The 20,913-nt window shown below is 61.8% G+C and carries 23 protein-coding genes and 1 pseudogene; 9 read left to right on the forward strand and 15 right to left on the reverse strand.

Going from position 1 to position 20,913, the window contains the following annotated elements; translation table 11 throughout:
• Positions 1-94: 94 nt before the first annotated feature.
• Entirely contained in the window at positions 95-886 is a 792-nt protein-coding gene (locus tag M5G17_RS11720) for an IclR family transcriptional regulator (protein ID WP_273893079.1), read from the forward strand.
• A 309-nt stretch (positions 887-1,195) separates the two neighbouring features.
• Here M5G17_RS11720 and M5G17_RS11725 read toward each other — a convergent pair whose 3' ends face one another.
• From M5G17_RS11725 to M5G17_RS11745, 5 genes are all read right to left on the reverse strand, one after another.
• A complete protein-coding gene (locus tag M5G17_RS11725; protein WP_273893080.1) occupies positions 1,196-1,549 on the reverse strand; it encodes a hypothetical protein in 354 nt (117 codons plus the stop codon).
• Positions 1,550-1,623: 74 nt separating this feature from the next.
• The gene (locus tag M5G17_RS11730; protein WP_273893081.1) at positions 1,624-2,538 is read right to left on the reverse strand and encodes an SDR family oxidoreductase; all 915 of its coding nucleotides are present in this window, start codon (positions 2,536-2,538) and stop codon (positions 1,624-1,626) included.
• 124 nt (positions 2,539-2,662) lie between these two features.
• A complete protein-coding gene (locus M5G17_RS11735) occupies positions 2,663-3,568 on the reverse strand; it encodes an alpha/beta fold hydrolase (protein ID WP_273893082.1) in 906 nt (301 codons plus the stop codon).
• 180 nt (positions 3,569-3,748) lie between these two features.
• Complete coding sequence (locus tag M5G17_RS11740) at positions 3,749-4,435, reverse strand: LrgB family protein (RefSeq protein ID WP_273893083.1); 687 nt, start codon at positions 4,433-4,435, stop codon at positions 3,749-3,751.
• Positions 4,425-4,811, reverse strand: a complete 387-nt coding sequence (locus tag M5G17_RS11745; RefSeq protein WP_273893084.1) for a CidA/LrgA family protein — start codon at positions 4,809-4,811, stop codon at positions 4,425-4,427. The genes M5G17_RS11740 and M5G17_RS11745 overlap by 11 nt, the downstream gene beginning before the upstream one ends.
• Before the next feature lie 95 nt (positions 4,812-4,906).
• On the opposite strand from M5G17_RS11745, the gene M5G17_RS11750 reads away from it, so the two are divergent.
• Entirely contained in the window at positions 4,907-5,794 is an 888-nt protein-coding gene (locus M5G17_RS11750) for a LysR family transcriptional regulator (RefSeq protein ID WP_273893085.1), read from the forward strand.
• Here the strand turns inward: M5G17_RS11750 and M5G17_RS11755 are convergent, their stop codons facing one another.
• A complete protein-coding gene (locus M5G17_RS11755; protein ID WP_273893086.1) occupies positions 5,795-6,250 on the reverse strand; it encodes a flavodoxin in 456 nt (151 codons plus the stop codon). It abuts the gene before it with no gap.
• A gap of 142 nt (positions 6,251-6,392) precedes the next feature.
• Here M5G17_RS11755 and M5G17_RS11760 point away from each other — a divergent pair, with 142 nt between their 5' ends.
• Positions 6,393-6,854 carry a PAS domain S-box protein gene (locus M5G17_RS11760; RefSeq protein WP_273893087.1) on the forward strand — a complete coding sequence of 154 codons (462 nt, stop codon included), beginning with the start codon at positions 6,393-6,395 and terminating at the stop codon, positions 6,852-6,854.
• 68 nt (positions 6,855-6,922) lie between these two features.
• Positions 6,923-7,528 (forward strand): hypothetical protein, encoded by a 606-nt coding sequence (locus M5G17_RS11765; RefSeq protein ID WP_273893088.1) that lies wholly within the window; start codon positions 6,923-6,925, stop codon positions 7,526-7,528.
• On the opposite strand, the gene M5G17_RS11770 is transcribed toward M5G17_RS11765, so the two are convergent.
• Positions 7,525-8,475: a MerR family transcriptional regulator gene (locus M5G17_RS11770; RefSeq protein ID WP_420793353.1), complete on the reverse strand. Its 951-nt coding sequence runs from the start codon at positions 8,473-8,475 to the stop codon at positions 7,525-7,527. The genes M5G17_RS11765 and M5G17_RS11770 overlap by 4 nt on opposite strands.
• A 238-nt stretch (positions 8,476-8,713) precedes the next feature.
• On the opposite strand from M5G17_RS11770, the gene M5G17_RS11775 reads away from it, so the two are divergent.
• Genes M5G17_RS11775 through M5G17_RS11790 form a run of 4 tightly spaced genes read left to right on the forward strand, consistent with a single transcriptional unit; the run spans position 8,714 to position 10,693 of the window.
• The gene (locus M5G17_RS11775) at positions 8,714-9,283 is read left to right on the forward strand and encodes an antibiotic biosynthesis monooxygenase (RefSeq protein WP_273893090.1); all 570 of its coding nucleotides are present in this window, start codon (positions 8,714-8,716) and stop codon (positions 9,281-9,283) included.
• Between the two features lie 56 nt (positions 9,284-9,339).
• Positions 9,340-10,038, forward strand: coding sequence for a dihydromonapterin reductase (folM, locus tag M5G17_RS11780; RefSeq protein ID WP_273893091.1), 699 nt, complete (start codon positions 9,340-9,342; stop codon positions 10,036-10,038).
• Positions 10,039-10,062: 24 nt separating this feature from the next.
• Entirely contained in the window at positions 10,063-10,359 is a 297-nt protein-coding gene (locus tag M5G17_RS11785; protein WP_045196092.1) for a DUF1244 domain-containing protein, read from the forward strand.
• Positions 10,352-10,693: a HopJ type III effector protein gene (locus M5G17_RS11790; protein ID WP_273893092.1), complete on the forward strand. Its 342-nt coding sequence runs from the start codon at positions 10,352-10,354 to the stop codon at positions 10,691-10,693. The genes M5G17_RS11785 and M5G17_RS11790 overlap by 8 nt, the downstream gene beginning before the upstream one ends.
• Here the strand turns inward: M5G17_RS11790 and M5G17_RS11795 are convergent.
• From M5G17_RS11795 to M5G17_RS11825, 8 genes and pseudogenes are all read right to left on the reverse strand, one after another.
• Positions 10,677-11,621, reverse strand: a complete 945-nt coding sequence (locus M5G17_RS11795; RefSeq protein ID WP_273893093.1) for an alpha/beta hydrolase family protein — start codon at positions 11,619-11,621, stop codon at positions 10,677-10,679. The two genes, M5G17_RS11790 and M5G17_RS11795, sit on opposite strands and share 17 nt — an antisense overlap.
• A 9-nt stretch (positions 11,622-11,630) precedes the next feature.
• Complete coding sequence (locus M5G17_RS11800) at positions 11,631-12,317, reverse strand: GNAT family N-acetyltransferase (RefSeq protein ID WP_273893094.1); 687 nt, start codon at positions 12,315-12,317, stop codon at positions 11,631-11,633.
• 180 nt (positions 12,318-12,497) lie between these two features.
• Positions 12,498-13,712, reverse strand: a complete 1,215-nt coding sequence (fabV, locus tag M5G17_RS11805; protein ID WP_273893095.1) for an enoyl-ACP reductase FabV — start codon at positions 13,710-13,712, stop codon at positions 12,498-12,500.
• Between the two features lie 170 nt (positions 13,713-13,882).
• A complete protein-coding gene (locus M5G17_RS27630; RefSeq protein WP_420793610.1) occupies positions 13,883-14,596 on the reverse strand; it encodes a methyl-accepting chemotaxis protein in 714 nt (237 codons plus the stop codon).
• Between the two features lie 141 nt (positions 14,597-14,737).
• A pseudogene (locus M5G17_RS27635) lies at positions 14,738-16,045 on the reverse strand (HAMP domain-containing protein); the annotation flags it as partial.
• A 70-nt stretch (positions 16,046-16,115) separates the two neighbouring features.
• A complete protein-coding gene (gene ampE / locus M5G17_RS11815; protein WP_273893097.1) occupies positions 16,116-16,937 on the reverse strand; it encodes a regulatory signaling modulator protein AmpE in 822 nt (273 codons plus the stop codon).
• Positions 16,934-17,500, reverse strand: coding sequence for a 1,6-anhydro-N-acetylmuramyl-L-alanine amidase AmpD (gene ampD, locus M5G17_RS11820; RefSeq protein ID WP_273893098.1), 567 nt, complete (start codon positions 17,498-17,500; stop codon positions 16,934-16,936). Before ampD ends, ampE begins: the two co-directional genes overlap by 4 nt.
• A gap of 79 nt (positions 17,501-17,579) precedes the next feature.
• A complete protein-coding gene (locus M5G17_RS11825) occupies positions 17,580-19,778 on the reverse strand; it encodes a DUF1631 domain-containing protein (protein WP_273893099.1) in 2,199 nt (732 codons plus the stop codon).
• A 251-nt stretch (positions 19,779-20,029) separates the two neighbouring features.
• Here M5G17_RS11825 and nadC point away from each other — a divergent pair, with 251 nt between their 5' ends.
• Positions 20,030-20,878 carry a carboxylating nicotinate-nucleotide diphosphorylase gene (gene nadC / locus M5G17_RS11830; RefSeq protein ID WP_273893100.1) on the forward strand — a complete coding sequence of 283 codons (849 nt, stop codon included), beginning with the start codon at positions 20,030-20,032 and terminating at the stop codon, positions 20,876-20,878.
• Positions 20,879-20,913 lie beyond the last annotated feature (35 nt).

Here is a 20,913-nt window from a genome sequence, read left to right on the forward strand (position 1 = left end):
TTTATCGTAATTACATTACGCATAACGTAATTTGATTGGTGAACAGCGTCAAGTTATAAAGACGCCCACTTGCACTCCCCGGATCAACTGCACCATGGCCAAAGCCAGCTCCCCCGCCGACAGCTCCAGCAAACAGAAGGTCCGCTCGGCCGAGGTCGGTACCGACATCCTCAAGGCCCTGGCGCAGTTGTCGCCCTCCACGTCGCTGTCGCGCCTGGCCGAGCATGTGGACATGCCGGCCAGCAAGGTGCACCGCTACTTGCAGGCACTGATTGCCAGCGGTTTTGCCGAGCAGAACCCGGCCACCAACCATTACGGGCTGGGGCGCGAAGCGTTGCGTGTCGGCTTGGCGGCACTGGGCGGGATGGATGTATTGAAAGAAGCGGCACTGCCGCTGTCGCAGCTGCGCGATGAACTCAACGAAAGCTGCTTTATCGCCGTGTGGGGCAACCAGGGTGCGACCGTGGTCAACATCGAGCCAGCGGTGCGCGCGGTTACCGTGGTCACCCAGATCGGTTCGGTACTGCCCTTGCTGAGCTCATCGACTGGCCTGGTGTTTGGCGCCTACTTGCCAGAGCGCGAAACCATCGACCTGCGCGAGCAGGAACTGGCAGCCTCGAGCCAACGCTTCAGCGACTACGAAGCCTTGTTCACAACAATCCGCCAGCGCGGCCTGCACCATGTTCATGGCTTGCTGATGCCGGGAGTTGATGCTCTGTCGGCACCGGTATTCAATGCGGTGGGCAAGATTGCAGCGGTGCTGACCGTGGTTGGCCCGACATCCATCTTCCATGCCGACGAGCAGGGGCCGGCAGCGCAACGACTGTTGTCAGCGGCCAGGTTGATCAGTTGGCGCATGGGCTACGAAGAAACTCCCGCTGGTTGAACTGCCTGACAGACAATCCCGGCATTTCATCAGGCCTGCGCCTGATCTAACCAATGGCACTGTTACTAGACCTGTAACAGTAAATGTCACAAACGGCTATTTTTCCTCACTGATCAGCGGCTTATCCTGAACTCACTTACCCAGTAACGGCCGATCCCCAAAGGCCAGGTGTCTAGCCCGGACATCTTGGGCCTGAACGCAACGCGCCCGCCAACGGTATGACCGAGTTCACCGACGTTGATTTTGAAGCTCCTTGATCTGCGTCTTACTTGGCCGCTGCACTGCAGCGGCCTTTTTTATGCCTGCGGATCAATCGTCATCGCCGTCGTCAAAATGAAAACGGTGCAACAATCGGTGGGCGATGGGGGCCAGGATCAGGCCGATAGTGGCGACAAACACCAGCCCGACATACAAACCGTAGCCTGCGAAAAACAACTTGCCGCCAATCGACTCGGGGAGAATCACCGGCCCCACCCCACCCAGCAGCAGGGTGGCGTTGAACACCGCGTCGTGCCAGGGCACCTGCGGCTCGAAATACAGATGGCCGACCACCCCGAACAGGATCGAGCCGATTAACAGCAGGCAGGCGGCGATGCCGTGCCACATCAAGCGGTAGCCAAACTGTCGAGTAGAGATGACAGCGTCCGTTCTGGATTCGTACATTCACTGTGCTCCTGCAACCTGGGTGACCGTCCAGCATAGGCAACTTCAGCCGGTGGCCACAACCTTCGCCAGGCTCAGCCCTGTGGGTACTTCTGCAGGTTGGCCATCATCTGCTGCAAGGCTTGCAGGCTGTCTTGCGGATGCACGGCGTTGTCGAAATTGCCAATCTGCTCCCAGTTGGCGGCAACATCTTGTGCGGAAAAACCCTCACGCGGGTCAAAACCGACGCCCAGGCTACGTTCCCAGCGGACCTTGCCGACCCAGCCACCGCCCACTTCATACAAACCACCGCTGTCCTGGCAATCAGCGCTGCCCAGGTACACCACCAGCGGGCTGACCAACTCTGGCTTGAGCTGCTCGAACACCTGCGGCGGAATCAGCCCTTCAGTCATACGCGTGCCACCGGTGGGGGCAATGGCGTTGACCAGGATGCCGTGCTTGCGCCCTTCGATGGCCAGTGTCCGGGTCAGGCCGTAGAGGCCGAGCTTGGCCGCGCCGTAGTTGGCCTGGCCGAAATTGCCGTAGATACCCGAGGTTGAGGCAGTAAAGATCACCCGCCCCCAGTTCTGCTCGCGCAAGTAGGGCCAGGCGGCGCGGGTGACCTTGTAGGCACCCTCAAGGTGAACCTGGTAGACCTGCTCCCAGTCGCTGTCGTCCATCTTGTGAAAGGTCTTGTCGCGCAGGATCCCGGCGTTATTGATCACCACGTCGACCCTACCGAAGCTGTCCAGGGCCTGCTCGACAATGCGCTGGCCATCGCTGACCGAGTCGTGGTTGGCCACCGCCGTGCCACCTTCTTCACGGATCTGCGCCACCACCCGGTCGGCGGCCGAGGCACTGGCGCCTTCACCATGGGTCGAGCCGCCCAGGTCATTGACCAGCACGTTGGCGCCATGCCGGGCAAACAACAGGGCATGGGCGCGGCCCAGGCCGCCACCGGCTCCAGTGACAATCACCACTTTATCGTCCAGGCGAATCGACATGCGCATTTCTCCAGCAAAACCAGGCAGGGGTGGGCCGAGTGTCAGCCAGCAGGGGCCTGCACACAATCAAGCAGGCAGGCGCTGAATGGCAGACGATAAAGACAGGCGATGATGGCGCAAGCCTGGCACTTCAGAACCAGGCGACCTTTTGCGGCACATGCACCAGCGGTCGCTCGCGAAACGCCAGGTAATGGCGCAGCACCTGCACCGGTGCTTCGGTGTGAGGATAATGACCGATGCCCTGGAGCATCACGGTATCGGCGTTGGGCACCAGTTCCTGGTAGCGCTCAACCATGTGCGCGCCGGAAATCGGATCGACCGCACCATTGATCAGCCGCAACGGCACACTGTCAGTTTGTAGCGCAGCGACCCAACGCTCACGGTGTGCAACCCGCTCTGGCAGGTAGGCGATCAGCTTGTGCAGGATCCGCGTGCCACGGTTGGAGGCAATCAGGCTCCAGTAGTCGTCCAGCGCGCTTTCGCTGGGATGGGTACAAGGGCCGTAGATCTGCGTCACGCTGCGAACCAGGTCATCGCGCCCGAACGAGCAACCCACCAGCCAGCCCAGGCGGCTGAGCAGCAATTTCTGGATCAACAACGGGCGATGCCGCTCAGGGAACAGGCCGCCATTGAGGAACACGCAACAGGCAATCTGCGCTCGTCCCTCGTGATGGCGGGCGAGCAATTCCTGGGCGACGCTACCGCCGTAGTCATGTCCGAGCAAATGCACAGGCTGATCGACCTGCAAGTGCGCAAGCAGCGCCTGTTGCAAATCGGCCTGTTCCAGCAGGCTATAGTCATGGCGCAGCGGTTTGGCTGAGTCGCCGAAGCCGAGCATGTCACAGGCGATGACTCGAAAACGCTGGGTCAGGGGCGTCCAGAGGTAATGCCAATCCCAGCTGGCGGTGGGAAAACCATGAATGAGCAGCAGCGGCTCGCCCTGCCCTGCGGTCCAGTAACGGATGCTCTGGCCACGGAACGAGAAATTCAGGCCCCGGGTCCGCCAGACGCACAATGGAATCTCGGCCAAAGGCATCACAGTGGTCCCGTCAGGTGGTAGGTCGTGGTGTTGGGCAAGGCTGCGATCATTGCAATCACCTCGGCACATGCGTGTGCTCTACTGATCGACAGTCTAGTCAGACCCGCCACGGCCGAGAGTTGCATTGGCAGCCAGCTTATTGACCCTGTGAGTCAGCGGGCAAAATAGCGCAGTGCATCACAGCAGCATTGTCAGCAATGGCGCGGCAAACAGATTGAGCAGACCGGTCAGGACCATGACCAGGCCGGCCACCGAGCCCTCTTCACCGCCCACTTCATGGGCGCGGCTGACCCCCGCGCCATGGGCGCCGACGCCAAACAGCGCGCCACGGGCCAGGGGTGTGCGCAGCGGCAGGTACTTGAGCAGCACGCCACCGAACATCGCCCCGAGTACGCCGGTGAACATCACAAACACTGCCGTCAGTTCCGGCACCCCGCCCAAGTCCCTGGCCAGGGGCATGGCAAAGGGCGTGGTGATCGAGCGCGGCACCAGCGACAGGCTGACCGCGCTGTCCAGCGCCAGCACATGCGCCAGCCCCCAGGAACTGCCGATCGAGGCCGCGCTGCCGACCAGCATGCCCAGGCTCAGGGCCGGCCAATGGCGAGCCAGCAAGGCGCGCTGCTGCCAGATTGGCACGGCAAACGCCACGGTCACCGGGCCCAGCACCGACATCAGCCAATGGGTGTTGCGGGCATATTCGGCATAAGCAGTGTGCAGGGGCACGGCGATCGCCAGCAGCACTGCCGGCACCAGGATCAGCGGCGAGAACAGGTAGCGCCCGCTGCGTCGATACAACCAGCGGCTCCCCAGGTAAGCCAGCAGGGTCAGGGCCAGCCAGAACAGCGGCATCGGCTCAAGCGTCATGGCGCAGCCTCCAGCGGCAGATCCACTCCACCGTCAGTGCCGTCACGACCATCACCAGCAAGGTGCTCACAGCAATCACCAGCAAGATACGCCAGCCTTCATCACGCAGCAGGCTGCCGTAGTCGAGTAGGCTCATCAGCGCTGGAATGAAGAAAAGCAGCATCTCGGCCATCAGCACCCCGGCGCCCAACTGCAGCATGGCCGGCTTGAGCACGCCACCGGCGAACAGCAGCAGCAACAGCGCCAGGCCAATAACCCCGCCCGGAATCGGCCAGGCTAACCAGGCGGCCAGCACGCCACCCAATTTATAAAGAGCAAGCAACACCGCAAGCTCGGCGAGCAGGCGGACAAATCGGTTAAACGCAGGGGGTTTCATCGCGGGGTCCTCTGAGGCGTTCATTCTAGAAGCCCGCTCCCCACGCCAAAAGCGAATTGTTAGACTGCCAAGTATTCCATATTGGAATTCAGCTAATGGAATTCAAACAGCTACGCAGTTTTCTTGAAGTGGTGCACCGTGGCGGCTTCACTCAGGCCGCGCAGACCTTGCACATCAGCCAATCAGCCGTGAGCAAGCAGGTCGCGCAACTGGAACAGGACCTTGGCGTACCGCTGCTTGAACGCCAGGGCTCGCAGCTACACCTGACCTCCGCTGGCAAGGTCGTGCTCGAGCGCGGCGAAGCCATGTTGCGCCTGCGCCAGGAACTGCTCAGCGAGCTCGATGACCTCAGCCAGTTGTCACGCGGCGAATTGCGCCTGGGCCTGCCGTTGCTCGGCAGCGACGCACTGTTTGCCCGGCTGTTCGCCGAATACCGGCGGCGCTACCCGAACATCAGCATTCAACTGCTCGAAGGCGGCAGCCGCAGTGTCGAACAGGCGGTACTCAGTGGTGAGCTGGAACTGGGCGGCAGCCTGACTCCTAGCGACCCGGCCTTCGCCTACCAGCCCTTTTGCAACGAGCCCCTCGATGCCCTGCTGCCCAGCGATCACCCGTTGGCCGCCACCAGCCGGGTCAGCCTGGCACAACTGGCCGATACGCCATTTCTGCTCTATCAGCGCAGCTTCGTGCTCAATGACCGGTTACTCAGCGCTTGCCAACAGCTGGGCTTCACCCCCAAAGAAGGCGGGCGCAGTGGTCAGGCCGACTTTCTCGCAGCGTTAGTGGCGGCGGGCCAAGGGGTTGTGTTGCTGCCCCGGGTGGTCGCCCGTGGCCTGGAGCGGCCTGGGGTAGTGCGCCTGGCCTTGAGCGAGGCGACGGACTTGCGCTGGGACATTGCCTTTATCTGGCGCCGCGGCGCCTACCTTTCCCGCGCCGCCCAGGCCTGGCTGCAGCTGCTGCGCGAGCAACCACAGCCGCAGTGATCAGCCGCGCAGTTTGCCGGCCAGTTCAGCCAGCCAAGGTTCGGCATCGGTTTCCGGAGTGACGGTTTCGCTGGCATCCAGGCGCAGCATCGGCTGCACCTCCACCAGGCCCATCTCGGCGAACAGTTCACGCAGCTGCTCACCGCCGCCACAGAAAGTGTCGCCATAGCAGGAATCGCCCAGGCCGATCACCGCGCCAGGCAGTCCGCGCCACTCGGCGGGCAGTTGATCACGCAGGGCGCTGAACAGCGGCATGATGTTGTCCGGAAGCTCGCCCATGCCAGTGGTCGAGGTAACCGCGAGAAACGCCTGCGGGGCAAAGCCCTGGACGTCTTGCAGGGTAGCCCGGTTAGCGTGCCAGGCTTCAAAACCTGCGGCGTTGAGTAATTTTGCGGCGTGCCGAGCAACTTCGTCGGCGGTACCGTAGACCGAACCGCAAAGGATGGCGACTTTCATAGAGGTTTCCGAAACTGAGTAAAAGCGTAGGATACTAGCATCAGGCACTGGCAAAAGGCCTCAATCTGCAGCTGTACAGCGACGGCCAATCCACTAGAATCAGCCAGCATGCCCGATCTACAGCCCTTGCGGACCTAACAAGATGATCAATGCCACACTGCTGCAGCGCATGATTGATGCCTCCAACGACGGGATCGTGGTGGCCGAACAGGAAGGCGACGATGACACCATCCTGCTCTACGTGAACCCGGCCTTTGAACGTCTGACCGGCTATGACGCCAACGACATCCTCTACCGCGACTGCCGCTTCCTGCAGAACGATGATCGCGAGCAGAGTGCCCGCGCCTTGATCCGCCAGGCGATCAAGGATGGCCTGCCAAGCCGGGAAATCCTGCGCAACTACCGCAAGGACGGCAGCGCGTTCTGGAATGAACTGTCGATCACCCCGGTGCTTAATGAAGCCGACAAGCGCAAGTACTTCATTGGCATCCAGAAAGACGTCAGCCGCCAGGTCGAAGCCGAACAGCGAGTGATCGAGCTAGAACGCCAATTGGCCGAGGCGCAGGAACGCATCGCCGCACTGCAAGCCGACCAACGGTCTTAACAAACCCGCCGTTTGGATGTCCATGACGGTGAAGAAACGCATTCACGAGTGTAATTTCGAGTTCGACCATGCAAGCAGATGCCCTTCTGACCCAGGATGAGCTGGATTTCATCCGGTCCATGCAGCACGCGCCTCAGCCCATTGCGGCTGAACCGGTGTCGCGCCTGATGGTCAATGGCGGCAGCGAAATCAAGAACCTGCTGACCCGGCTGATAGCCTACGACCAGGTGACCCTGCAGGCACAGTTCGACAACCAGCAAATGACCTTCCCGCTGCAATTGGTCGAAGACGAGTTCCATGCCCTGCACCTGCAACTGGGTGCGCCGAACATCTACGAAGAAGGCGCCGTGGTTCGCCCCTGGCGCCTGACTCTGGAGCAACCGCTGGCCCTGGAAGACGAGCTCGGGCTGAGCACCGGTCTTTGGGTACGGGAGATTTCCTTCAAGGGTGTGCTGCTGGAGGTCCGCGATCAACCCGAGCCTCCCCGGCACTTCGACCTGTGGTTCAGCCCAGACGGCGATGCCCCTATTGCCCTGCACGGTACCCTGCAGCGACGTACCGGCGAACGCCTGGCCGCCTACAACCTGGGCCAGAGCCTGCCCGGTGAAATCGAGCGGCTACGCGAGTACATCCTCCAGGCCCACCGCCGCGCCCATCCTGAATTGCACCCTTAAGAATCCAGGTGACCGTCCAGGTATTGCTGCAGCCGTTGGCGCATCAAGTGCCCTTCGCTGCCCAGGCACGCCACCTGCGATCCGATCAGACTGTCCTGAGCCAGATCCGCCGCCTCACCCGCCAGCAACAATGGACACTCCAGACTTAACGCCAGGCGCGCCAGACGCTTGGGCAAGTCGCTGGCCGGGGGATGGTTGGAAAACAGCACCAGGGCCTGGGGCATCATGCGCTCACAAACCAGGCTCAGTTCTTCCAGCGGCTGGCCCAGGCCAAGCACGCTGATGGCAATCTCGCTGGTGCCGAGCAACAGCGCCGCCACCAGCAGCTCCAGCTCGTGGCACTGGCCGGGAATGGCCGCCAGCACCACGCGCAGCTCCTGTTGTTCGTGCGCCAGCTGCAGACGCTGCAACACCCGCCCGCGCAGGAAACTGTCAAGGAACAACCATTCACTGGCCTGGCCGAAGGCTTCATGGGTGCAGCGCAGGTCCTGCCAAACCGGCATGAGGATGTCCTGGAACACCACCAGCTGTGGATAACTGCTGAACACCTGGCCGTAGACCTGCTCCAGGCGCCGCTCGTCGAACCCACGCAGGGCCTGGCGCAACTGTGCCTGCCATTGCTTGAAGTCCGCGAGGGATTCGTCGCTGCGCGATGTCAGGTTCTGCTCTTTGCTGTTCAGGCTCTTGGCCAGGATACGCCCAACCTTGCTTACCGCCACGCCCCGCTCGATCCAGCCGAGGATACTGCGTACCTCGTCGATATCGGCTTGTGAGTACAAACGGTGCCCACTTTCGGTGCGCGTGGGCTGAATCAGCCCATAACGGCGCTCCCAGGCACGCAGGGTGACCGGGTTGATGCCGGTAAGACGGGACACCTCGCGGATCGGGAACAGTTCTTCGTGGTCGAGTGCACGCGTACTCATTGACGGCTGGTCTGGTTCGATCATTGCCGGGAAACCGCGAGTTTGTGGGCCTGCGCCCATTCTACTCCGGCCGTGCTCAACGCGACCATTAGCATTTCTATCAGGTCGGCAAACGCCAGCACTGACGGGTCAGCTTATTTAAGGAATAATCCGCGCCCGCTTCTTGCATCGATTCTTGCAAAGAAGCGAATGCCACCCACCACCCCGGGTGGCGTTCAAGCGGCAGGCCTATCCGCCACGCCCAGTTGCCAGGAGATATACCATGTCTACCCCACCCGTAACCTTGATGGTTACCCGCCGCGTCGCCGAGGGTCGCTACCAGGACCTGATGGCCTGGCTGCACGAAGGCGAACAGCTGGCCACCGACTTTCCCGGCTACCTGGGTTCAGGTGTACTCGCCCCGCCCCCACAAGGCGACGAATTCCAGATCATCTTTCGCTTCACCAACGAACAGACCATGCACGCCTGGGAACACTCGGCCTCGCGCAAGGCCTGGCTAGGGCGCGGCAACGGCCTGTTTGCCGAGCCATTGGAACAGCGGGTCAGTGGCCTGGAGGGCTGGTTCGGCAACAACCCGGTGCAGCGCCCGCCGCGCTGGAAGCAGGCGGTCGCCATCTGGCTGGCGTTCTTTCCCGTTTCTCTGCTGTTCAATCTGTTGTTCGGCCACTGGCTGGGCGCACTCGACCTGGTACCGCGCATCCTGCTCAGTACCCTGGGCCTGACGCCGTTGATGGTGTATCTGTTCATTCCACTGTCGACCCGCCTGCTGGCCAATTGGCTGAACGCCAGCCCTGCCCGCCCTGGGCCCCAGGGCGCGCGCAATCCCGCCTAGTTCGGGTATGCTGGGGGTTATCCAAGCGAACCGATAAAAGTTGACCGCCCCCCACCATGAACAGCCCAATTCTTGTCACCGGAGCCAGCCAGCGAGTCGGGCTGGCGCTGGCCCTGAACCTGGCGCAGGCCGGCCATACCGTGGTCAGCGCCAGCCGCAGCATCAGCCCCGAGGCTGCGCACCCGAACATCCACCAGTTCCAGGCCGACCTGTGCCAGGAAGACCAGCGACTGGCCCTGATCGAGCATCTGCAAGGCAACTACGACGGTTTGCGCGCCATCGTGCACAACGCCTCATTGTGGCTCGACGATGACCTGGCCAACCTCAACACCATGTTCAAGCTGCACGTCGAGGCGCCCTACCACCTGAACCTGGCCCTGGGCACGCAACTGGCCAAAGTGGACAAGGCCGACATCATTCACATCTGCGACGAGACCTCCTCACGTGGCAGCGGCAGCCATATCGGCTACGCCGCCACCAAGGCCGCCCTGCAGAACATGGTGCTGTCGTTCGCCGCCAAGTACGCACCGAACATCCGCGTCAACGCGATCTTGCCGGGCTTGCTGATCCTCAAGGAAAACAGCGACGAGGCCTACCGCCAGCAAACCCTGAAAAAGGCCCTGCTGGAGTTCGAACCCGGCGCCCAGCCACTGATCGATGCCGTGCTCTTTTTGCTCGACAGCCAGTACAGCACCGGCAGCAGCCTGGTCATCAACGGTGGCCGCCACTTGAAAAACCGCATCGCGGTAGACTGACCTACCGCTGTCACGAGAACGTCCATGAACGATCAACAGAAACTTGAACTCGAAGCTGCTGCCTTCCGCCGCCTGGTTGCCCATCTGGACAGCCGCAAGGACGTGCAGAACATCGACCTGATGAACCTCGCCGGCTTCTGCCGCAACTGCCTGTCCAAATGGTACAAGGCCGCCGCCGACGAAAAGCAGATCGAGCTGAGCATGGATGAGGCCCGCGAAGTGGTCTACGGCATGCCTTACGCCGAATGGAAATCCCTTTACCAGCAAGAAGCCAGCGCCGAACAGCAAGCGGCGTTCGCCAAAGGAAAGCCCAATGACTGATCTGAACATCCTGCGAGCCAGCCTGAAATCCGGCGAGCATGTCTTCGCCGACACCCTGGCCTTCATCAGCGCGAACTACAGCTACCAGCCACAAGCCTTCAACATCGGCGGCGTGGAAAACGCAGCCGGGCAGAACGAAGGTTCGTGCAAGACCCTGGGCCTGGGCCTGCTCGAAGGCCTGAGCGATGAAGAAGCACTGCTGGCGTTCGGCGAGCACTACCGCTCGGTGCTGGCCACCCCGCAGGGCAGTGACCACGGCAATATCCGCGCACTGATCGCCCGTGGCCTGGCCGGGGTCAAGTTCGCCGAGCAGCCGCTCAAGCGCCTGGGCTGATCAAACGTCCTGGCGTGCCTTCGGCCAGTTGCCCGTGCTGCAACCAGTGCAGGGCAACGGGCCAAAGCCTAGGCTCAAAGCGGCTATGGAAAAAGGCGAAGTGACCGATCCGACTCTCGTCGATATCAGCCGGGGCAATGCGCAGATGACTGCGCTCACTGGCCTGGAAATACGCCAGCAATCGTTCGATGGCAACGACCGTACCGAACGGATCGTCGGTCAGGCTGATGGCCAGGGTCTTGGCCCGAACCCGGGCGAAGGGCCGCTCCCCCAGCGCCTTGCCACTTGGACGCTGCTCGTAGCCTGAGGAGCGCGTGCTCCAGTCCCGCACCACCCCGGCCGGGGTGTCCTCCAGCCAGCCCAGGCGCTTGCCGGGAAAGTAACCAAACACCTGCGTCAACAACGGCATCAGCACATGCCACTTGCCGAACAGTTGCCAGCGACTGTCAGCGGCGTAATCGCGCCAGTAGGCGAACTGCGCACCGACCGTTACCAGCCGGCGCAACTGACCGGCCGAAGGCGCAAGCCCCGCGGCGCACCCACCAAAACTGTGGCCGACCACATCGATGGGTTGGCCGGGAAACTCGCGCCGGGCGCGTTGCAGCATGGCTTCGAAATCCAGCGCGCCCCAGTCGGTCCAGGACGCCTTGAAGTGACGCATGGAGGCCGGGCGCGACTCACCGATGCCGCGATAGTCATAGGTGATGACCTCAAAGCCATGGGCGAACAGGTACTGGGCAAAGCGTGCGTAATAGCTGCAACGCACCGAGGTGGCGGCGTTGATGATCACCAGCGGGCGCGTGGTGTCCGGCTCCTGGTGGCGCCAACAGAAACCGCCGAGGGAGTACCCGTCGGCGGTCGTCTCACGAAAGGCCTGCCCGCTGTTGCTGGCAACGGGCAAAGCCGGGAACGTTTCAAGACTGCTCATCGACCTGTGTCACGCCGAAGCCGCTACCCGCGGTGCAGGGACCTTGCGCAAGCCGCTCAGTCGCGAGCCATCGTAGCGGGTTTCGCGGAACAGGCGCCAGCGTCCGAACAACCCATACACGTGCATGACCCGGCCCTGCTCGTGATAGCCCATGCGCAGGTGCAACTTGAGTGCCGGGATATTGTGGGTTTCACAGACATCCACCACCTTGTGACAGCCCTTGGCACGCATGGCCTCCCACAGGTTGACCTGAGCATCCACCGACAAGCGGGTACCAAAGAAGGCAGGGGTCATCTCGCCGCCGAATTCAAAGAATTCACCAGGTTTGACCGGGAAATTGCAGCCGTAATAATGACGGTCGTGATAGTCGCGCATGCTGGCGAAGATAAAAGCGACAGCGTCGCCCTGCTCGTCCAGGTACATGTGACCGGTATGGCCTTCAGCAGCCAGCTCGCGCATGGTCTGCACGCGGTCGCCAAAGTAGCGGGCAAAGGCGTGGGCATTTTCTTCGGTGATTTCGACCAGACGTACCGGCGCATGGTCACGCAGGTTATGCGCAGGCACCGGGCTGATGAGGTCGCGCTCCATCCACAGCAACTCCCAGTGGAAGAAGATGTAACGCTCACAGAGGGTTTTGAGGACTTTCTGCAGTCCCTTTTGCCTGATCCGCTCTTGTAGCTTTTGTATTCCACTCATGGTGCCTCCTGTCGAAACCTTGGCGGTTTTATAGGGCATGTAGAGAGTGGTATAGAACAGCGCAGCGAGGGAGTAGCAAAGGGCCAGTTATGGACTTGTTTCAAATTGTGTTTCGAGTCTGAAACGGTTGCCGCACCTGGCTAAAAACAGGTGCGGCAACAAGCACTTAGTTAGTGCTGGTTACAGCTCGATGCAGTCGAACCGTACGTCGGTGGCGACATCGGCTTCATAGTCAACATCCTGACGCTCGAAACCGAACAGGTTGAGGAACTGGTGTTTGTAGTCCGCGTAGTCAGTCAGCTCGAACAGGTTCTCGCTGGTCACCTGAGGCCACATCGCCTTGCAGGCATCCTGTACGTCATCACGCAGTTCCCAGTCGTCCAGACGCAGGCGACCCTTTTCGTCCAGCTCTGCAGGCGCACCGTCTGCACGGTACAGACGATCACGGAACAGGCGGTCGAGTTGCTCCTGAGTACCTTCGTGCACGCCCTTCTCTTTCATGATCTTGAAGACCATCGACAGGTACAGCGGCATTACCGGGATGGCGGAGCTTGCCTGGGTTACGACCGACTTGAGCACAGCCACGTTGGCGCCGCCACCGACCTTGCTCGCCAGGCGCTGGGCAGTGTCGTCCAGGTCTTGCTTGGCCTTGCCCAACGCACCATGCCAGTAGATCGGCCAAGTGATTTCGGTGCCGATGTAGCTGAAAGCCACGGTGCGCGCTTGTGGCGCCAGAACACCGGCGGTGTTCAGTGCATCGATCCACAGTTCCCAGTCCTGGCCACCCATGACGGTGACGGTGTCGGCGATTTCCTGCTCGCTGGCAGGCTCGATCGACGCTTCGATGATGGTGTCTTTGTTGGTGTCGATGGCGGTCGACTTGTACGGCTGGCCGATCGGCTTAAGCGCCGAGCGAACCAGTTCGCCAGCGCGCTCGCCGGCAGAAGCAGGCAGCTTGCGCACCGGCGAGGCCAACGAGTAGATCACCAGATCAACCTGGCCACCCATCTCGTTCTTGATCAGCTCGATGACCTTGGCCCGCGCTTCGTCAGAGAAGGCGTCACCATTGATCGACTTGCTGTACAAGCCTTCGGCCTTGGCGAACTTGTCGAAAGCTGCAGCGTTGTGCCAGCCGGCGGTGCCTGGCTTGGACTCTGAACCCGGCTTTTCGAAGAACACACCCAGGGTATCGGCCTTGAAACCGAACGCTGCGGTGATGCGCGCTGCCAAGCCGTAGCCGCTGGATGCACCGATCACCAGGACCTTTTTCGGACCATCCTCGCGCACGCCCTGCTTGCGGGTGGCTTCGATCTGATCACGAACGTTCAGTTCGCAACCTTGCGGGTGCGTAGTGGTGCAGATAAAACCGCGAACTTTAGGTTTGATGATGGCCAATGTCTGTACCTCGTCAGAGAATGTGCTGAGGGAGCCGAATCGCGAGGACTCGAGGTTCCGTTGCTGTGAGGGTGAGACTACCCCCGCAGCGTTGCCGACACATCCGGCCCCCTGGAATCCGTCAGGGCGCTACTTTGTCACAGCGCGGAAAACTTCAGCAACCGCTGATCTCAGACCCGGAATGCACCGATCAGGCGCTTGAGCTCCAGCACCTGGGTCGACAGTTGGCGGCTGGCGTCCTCGGTCTGGTGCGCGCCCTGGGTGGTGTTCTCCGCCGCCCGGTTGATCTCGACGATGTTCTGGTCAATGTCGTGGGCCACCGCTGTCTGCTGCTCCACTGCTGCGGCGATTTGCTGGTTCTGATCGACGATGCTGCCGATGGCGCCGAGGATGTTCTCCAGCGCCTGCTGCACCTGCTGCGACTCGCCGACCGTGCCTGCGGCCATCTGATGGCTGCTGTCCATGGCCTTGACGGCCGCGCCAACCCCGCCCTGCAGACGCAAAATCATCTGCGCGATTTCTTCGGTGGACTGCTGGGTCCGCTTGGCCAGGGTCCGCACCTCGTCGGCAACCACGGCAAAGCCACGGCCCTGCTCACCCGCCCGGGCGGCCTCGATTGCCGCATTGAGGGCCAGCAGGTTGGTCTGCTCGGCGATGCTCTTGATCACCTCAAGCACCTGGCTGATGGCCTGGCTGTCATTGGCCAACTGATTGATCACCGCCACCGACTGATCGATCTCGCCAGCCAGGCGGGCGATGTTGCCTTGCTGGGTTTGCACCAGGCCGCGCCCGCTGACGGTCTCCTGATTGACGCCATGGGCGCTGCTGACCGCCGCCGCCGCGCTGCGCGCCACCTCCTGCGCGGTGGCCGACATCTGGTTCATCGCCGTGGCAACCTGCTCGATCTGCCCGCGCTGGCCGCTGACCGCCTGGTTGCTACGGGCCGACACCGCGTGTACCTGCTCGGCCTGGCGCTCGACTTCGGCGACGGTATGGCCGACTTGCTCGATCAGATCATGGATGCGCCGCACAGTACTGTTGAACACCTGGCCCAACTCGCCCAGTTCATCGCGGCTACTGGCCTGGAAGTTGACCGTCATGTCGCCGGCGGCAACCTTGTCCATCACCGCACCCAGGCTTTTCAGCGTGTTGCGGGTCGAGGCGTAGAAACCGCTGTAGAGGTAGACAATCAGCAGGAACACCGCCGCCAGCGCCGATACCAGCAGAATCATGTGCAAACGGTGTTCGGCCAGGCGCTGCTCCAACTGCTGGCCGAGGAATTCACCAATGCCGGTGTTGAGTTTATAGGTCTGTGCCATCAGATCACTGAGCTGCTTGTAGAACGCAGGCCATGGCGCGTTGAGGGTCTCGGCCACCACAACTTGCTCTTCGATCAGTTCGCTGGCCTGCTTGAGCGACGCCTGGCTGCTGCTGGCCAGGCTGCCAAGCCGCGCTTTCGCGAAAGGTTCAGTGGCCAGCGCATCCTCCAGGCGGATGGCGTAGTCGGCGCCGAGCTTTTCCAGCTTCAGCAACAAGTCGTCAAAACGCGCGCTGGAGGCCGAGTTGACGAAACCCTGGCCCAGTGAATAGGCACCGATGGCCCGCCCTTCGCCGAGAATCTGGGTCACTTGCGGGGTGATGGTGGTCATCAGTTCGCTGAGCTGGCGAATTGCCGAATCACTGTCCTGGCTGAGCCCTGCCTGGCTGGCGATGACCTTGCTCAACACCTGGGCCTGACCCAGCAATTTGTCCAGCAACGCCACTTTGTTGGACAACGACGACTCACCCTGAGCGCTCCTGAGGGTGTCGAGCATTTCGCTGCGCTTGTCGTCGAAGGCTTTGGCCTGGGCCTCATCGGCGACCATCAAGGTCAAGCCGGACAGGCGGCTCTGCACCTGTTGCTCGATGCTGGCGATCTGCACCTCGACATCTTCGGCCTTGCCCGACTGGCCGAGCACGGCGTTGATCTGCACGAGATTGCCCAGGGTTTCCACATCGCCACGCAAGGCCAGGCTGTTGTCCAGCAGCTCCAGGCTCTGCAGTTCGGTGCGGGTGGCATGGAACTGCGCATAGGAATCACGGACCAGGTAGTAGTTGGTCACCAGCATGGGCAGAAAAAACAGAATACTGATCAGGCTGAACTTCATGCCGAAGCTCAGTCGGTTCATCAGCGCGACGGCCGGATACAACAGGCTCTTCACAGGTGGTGCCCTCCGATTCTTATTGTTTTTACGCTTCCTGCCTCTGCACCCTTCCCTGTAGGAGCGGCAATGCAGCACTTCCACAGTGGCACAAGGCCACCGAATGAATTCAGCAACACTTGTATAGCGCATATCGGATCGGGGGTTTGTAACTTAAGGTTAACCGGCAGCGGAGCGACCAGTGGCCGCTCCGCCCAAGGCCTCAGCCGAGCACGGTCCAGAGGGCGAAACAGGCGTACCAGAGCACTGCCGAGCGCAGCAGCAACTCCCACAGGTTATCCAGGCTGAGCAGGCCTTCACTGCCAGCCGGCAGATCCCCGGCGACGCGCCCGACGGCTTCGATCAGGCCGGCAGCACTGATGTGCCAATTCAGCAACTCATGCAACATCACCCGGCTGACCACAACGAAGTTGCCGACCAGGGCAAAACTTGCACCCAGCACGCGCACCGGTGCCCAGTCAAAGGCATGACGCAATTGCAGGGCATGGTCACGCAGCACCGGTGTGCGTGCGTGCTCGGCCGTCAGCGCCAACAACCGATAGGCCAGAGCTGCGGCCGGACCGAGCAGGAAGTACCAGAAGATCACCGCGAAAAAGCTCTGGTAGGCCTGCCACAACAGGTTGGCCTGCACCCGCTCCAGCAAGGCCTGGGCATTGTCGGCGCTCAAGCCCAGGTCGCGTTCGGCCACGTGCACCGCCGCTTGCTCGTCGCCCCGCCGCCAGGCGTCGCGAAACGGCCCTTGCGCAGCCTTGATGTCGCCACGGCCAAGGCAGTAGATCAGCACCAGCAGGTGCACCGGCAAGGCCAGCAAGCCATAGGCCACCGGCTCCAGCACGTGCAGCAGCAAGGCCAGCAGGGCCACCGGCAACACCACCAGGATGGTCAATACCCACCACGGGTGCCGCCTGCCATCTCGCTCCAGGCGCACAAGCTCGGTGACGAAAAAGCCGTCGCGTTGCAAACGCTGGCGCAAGGCGGAAAACTTCTCGAACCACAGCACCAGCAATAACACCAGAAAACTCATGCTCGATCCTCCTTGTCCTTGAGGCCGGCACGGTAGCGCGGCCAGTCAAAAGCGCCGCCGGGGTCGGTCTTGCGCCCCGGAGCTATGTCGCTGTGGCCCTGAATCCGTTCAGTGCCAATGGCCGGCCAGGCAGCCTGGATCTGCCGGGTCAATGTTTGCAACGCCTGGTACTGGGCATCGGTGAAAGGCAGCTCATCGGTGCCTTCAAGCTCAATGCCAATGGAAAAGTCATTGCACGCCTCGCGCCCCTCGAAACTGGACACCCCGGCATGCCAGGCGCGGTCCAGGCAGGAGACAAACTGAGTGACCTTGCCGTCACGCTCGATGAAAAAGTGCGCCGACACGCGCAGGTGCTTGATGCCTACGAAATAGGGATGTTCGGTGGCATCCAGGCGGTTCTGGAAGAACTCCTGGACTTTGCCGGTGCCAAATTGCGCCGGCGGCAGGCTGATATTGTGGATGACCAGCAGGGAGATGACTTCGCCTTCGGCGCGGGCATTGCAGTTGGGCGAAGGACAATGGCGGACGCCGGCGAACCAGCCAGTAGCGCGGTCCAGTTGCATAGAAAATCCTGAGACACGGGGGCACTGGCTCAGTATGCCCCGTGGTGGTTCGGGATGCATCGTTTAAACGCGTAGGAGTTTAGCGGGCTTGAGTCTGGCGCAGTTGGCTAAGCACCGAATCCAGCGCCCGGTCGAACAACAGGGTGTCGTCCAACTGGCGCACATGCCCGCGACGCAGGGCCACGGCCAGGGCCATGCGCGACCATTCACGGACTTTAAGGCCGGTGCGGTTGACGAAGATGAAGCGGTCGCTGCTTTCAATCCGGGCGATCAGCTTGCAACGCTGCACGTCTTCTTCATCGAGCAACTCGACCCAGGCACCGATCCGCAGGCGCTCGACCTGTAGCAGCGCCGGGTCATCATCGGCCAGGCGTACCTGGGGTGCTTGCGGCCTGCAGACCTCGGGGGCGGGCAAGACGATCTCATCAACTACCAGCACCCGCTCGCTGGCATCGTTGTGCCGCGTGCGCCCGCCCACTCTCGGTGAATCGAACATTTGCACATGCAGGGTTTCAAGCTGGGCAAAGAATTCGCTGGTGGCAAACGGATCGAAGGCAGCGCTGGCCAATCCATCACGCAACGCCTTGAGCAGCCCCGGCACCAGCTCCAGCAGGCGCAGGCGTGCCTGCTCTTCAGGGTGCGGTTGCGCACTCCAGATCAGTTCGTCCATGGTTTGCAGGGCGGCGAGCCACTGGCCGGAGGTGTCGCCATGCTTGAGGCACGCCAACAACAGTACCTGGCTCCAGGCCTCTTCGAGCAGGCGCACCACCACCCGTGGCATCGAGCGTCCAAGCAGGCGCCGGTTGAGTTCCTGCTGCACCCGCTGACGAGCCAGCGCGGTGCGCGCACGGCCCTCTTCGGCATCGCGGGTACGCTGTTCGAGCAACTCATTGCGGCGCCGCTCATCAGTGCTGAAGGCGAGAAACTCGGCAAGCAGCTCAGAGAATATCGCCGGGTCATCGCCAAAGTCGCTGAGCAGGCGCTGGACGATTTTTTCAACCCGCAGGTACAGGCTGTCTCGCTGGCAATCATCGCTGGTGCCCCAGCCCATGGCTGCGGTGGCGATCTCGTTGAGCAGGCGCCGGGCCGGGTGGCTGCTGCGGCTGAAGAAGCTCTTGTCGAGTACCGCAACCTTGAGCATCGGGATCTGCATTCGGCCGATCAGCACGCGCAACGAGCGGGGCAGGTTACGGTCGGCGAGAATGAATTCGAACAGCATGGCAATGAGGTTGATGACATCCTCGTCGATCACCTCGATCTTGCGGTAGGTGCCACTTTTGACGCTGACCCGGGTGAGCAGTTGCTCCAACTGCTGATGCAGGTCGAAATCATCGATTTGGGCCGTGGAAGGCACGTAATGCTGCAGGTGCGAGAGCAGGCGCAACAGATCACGGGTGCTGATCGCCTGGGCGTGCTCGCACGCCTCCAGGCGCGGCGCAACTCGCCCGCGTACCGGCGAAAGCAGGGTCTGCAGTGAGGCAAAAACCGCCTGGCCGTTGGCATCCAGCGCGTCATGGTACGAGTCGCTGCCGGCTTCGCTGGCCGCAGCCTCGCGCTCAGCCTGCTGGCGGTCCTGGGCGCGGCGCCGGGGCACGGCCATGAGCCCAGGCAGCACGCCGGTGGCGATCAGCAACTGGTTGGCTTCGCCATACAACTGGTCGGTGTCGTGCAACACGTAGCGTTCGAACAGCTTGAGAATGATCAGCTTGACCTTGATTCCCACGCCCAGGCTGCGTCCGGCGCGCAAAAAGTAATCACACAGCATCGCCGGGCCCAACGGGTTACGCGGATCGTCCAGCGCCTGGCCAACCAGGGCGCCGAAACGCAGGGTCAGCTGATTAAGGGCGATGCCGTCACGGGCCAGCACCCGCGCGACCATGGCATCCAGCGCCACCGTTCGCTCCAGTTCATCATTGGCCATCAGCGCCAGGCGATCAGAGGCATGGCTGTGCAGGGCCGGTAGTAAATCACGCCGGCCGATTTGCACAAAGGCTTCATAGAAGTGGTCCAGATAGCCACGCTCGATATGCTTGCGCTTGAGCCGCAGGTCACGCATGGCTTCGAACAGGATGTTCTGTTCAACGTTGTTGGCGGCCTTGTCGGCCATCTCGAACAGGGTGTCGTCGGCGTTGTCGAACAACGCCTGCAGGCCTTGGCGCAGTTGCAGCGCGGCCTTGTCACGAACCTGCAGAAGCACCACCGGCAGACGAGCGAGGGGCGCATTGTGCGCCTGATCGGTGATGGCCTTGATCGGCACCACCTTCGCGTCGTTGTGCATCCTGGTCTCCTTGCAGGTTCGAATTTGAGCTTCAATAGCGGTCGTCAATGCTATGACGCCAAATACAAGGCGCATTATCGAGCAAAAACCTTTCAGTCGCCAGTGCGCACGTGCTGCTGATAGACCAGTACCTGGGCAAAAAGCTCATTCGGCCTGACCAAAGGTCAAGCTTTGGCCGGCCCTGCAGTGATTGCTGCAAGCACGGGCTGGCCTGCCCTATAATCGCCAGCACTTAGCTTGTGGAGCCCGCCATGCCGAATTTACGCCTCGCCGACCTGACCGCCGAAATCGAAGCCAACGTGCGCCGTGCGTTACTCGAAGACATCGGCAGCGGCGACATCACCGCCCAGTTGATCCCGGCCGAGCGCCTGGCCAAGGCCACCATCATTACCCGCGACGACTGCGTGGTTGCCGGTACTGCCTGGGTCGATGCGGTGTTCCGCCAGCTCGACCCGCGGGTTGCGGTGCACTGGCAGGTCAAGGATGGCGAGCGCGCCAAGGCCAATCAGGCCCTGTTCCACCTTGAAGGGCCGGCACGTTCGCTGCTCAGCGGCGAGCGCTCGGCGCTGAACTTTCTACAGATGCTCTCGGGAGTGGCAACCCACGCGCAGTTCCTCGCCGACCAGGTTGCCGACACCCGGGTCAAGCTGCTCGACACCCGTAAAACCCTGCCCGGGTTGCGCCTTGCACAGAAGTACGCGGTCACCTGCGGTGGCTGTCACAACCACCGCATCGGCCTGTACGACGCCTTCCTGATCAAGGAAAACCACATCGCCGCCAGTGGTGGCATTGCTCAAGCAATTACTGCTGCGCACCGCATCGCCCCGGGCAAGCCGGTAGAGATCGAGGTGGAAAGCCTGGATGAACTCAAAGAAGCGCTGGACGCGGGCGCCGATATCATCATGCTCGATGAACTGAGCCTGGACGATATGCGCGAAGCGGTGCGTTTGAATGCCGGCAAGGCCAAACTTGAGGCCAGCGGCGGAGTGACCCAAAGCACCCTGCGGGTGATCGCTGAAACGGGTGTGGATTACATCTCGATCGGGGCGATGACCAAGGATGTCAAAGCGGTGGACCTTTCCATGCGCCTTAGTCTCTAACAACATCGCGGGGCAAGCCCGCTCCCACGAGAACT

Origin of the sequence: Pseudomonas rubra, from assembly GCF_028656935.1 — a bacterium.
Classification (GTDB): domain Bacteria; phylum Pseudomonadota; class Gammaproteobacteria; order Pseudomonadales; family Pseudomonadaceae; genus Aquipseudomonas; species Aquipseudomonas rubra.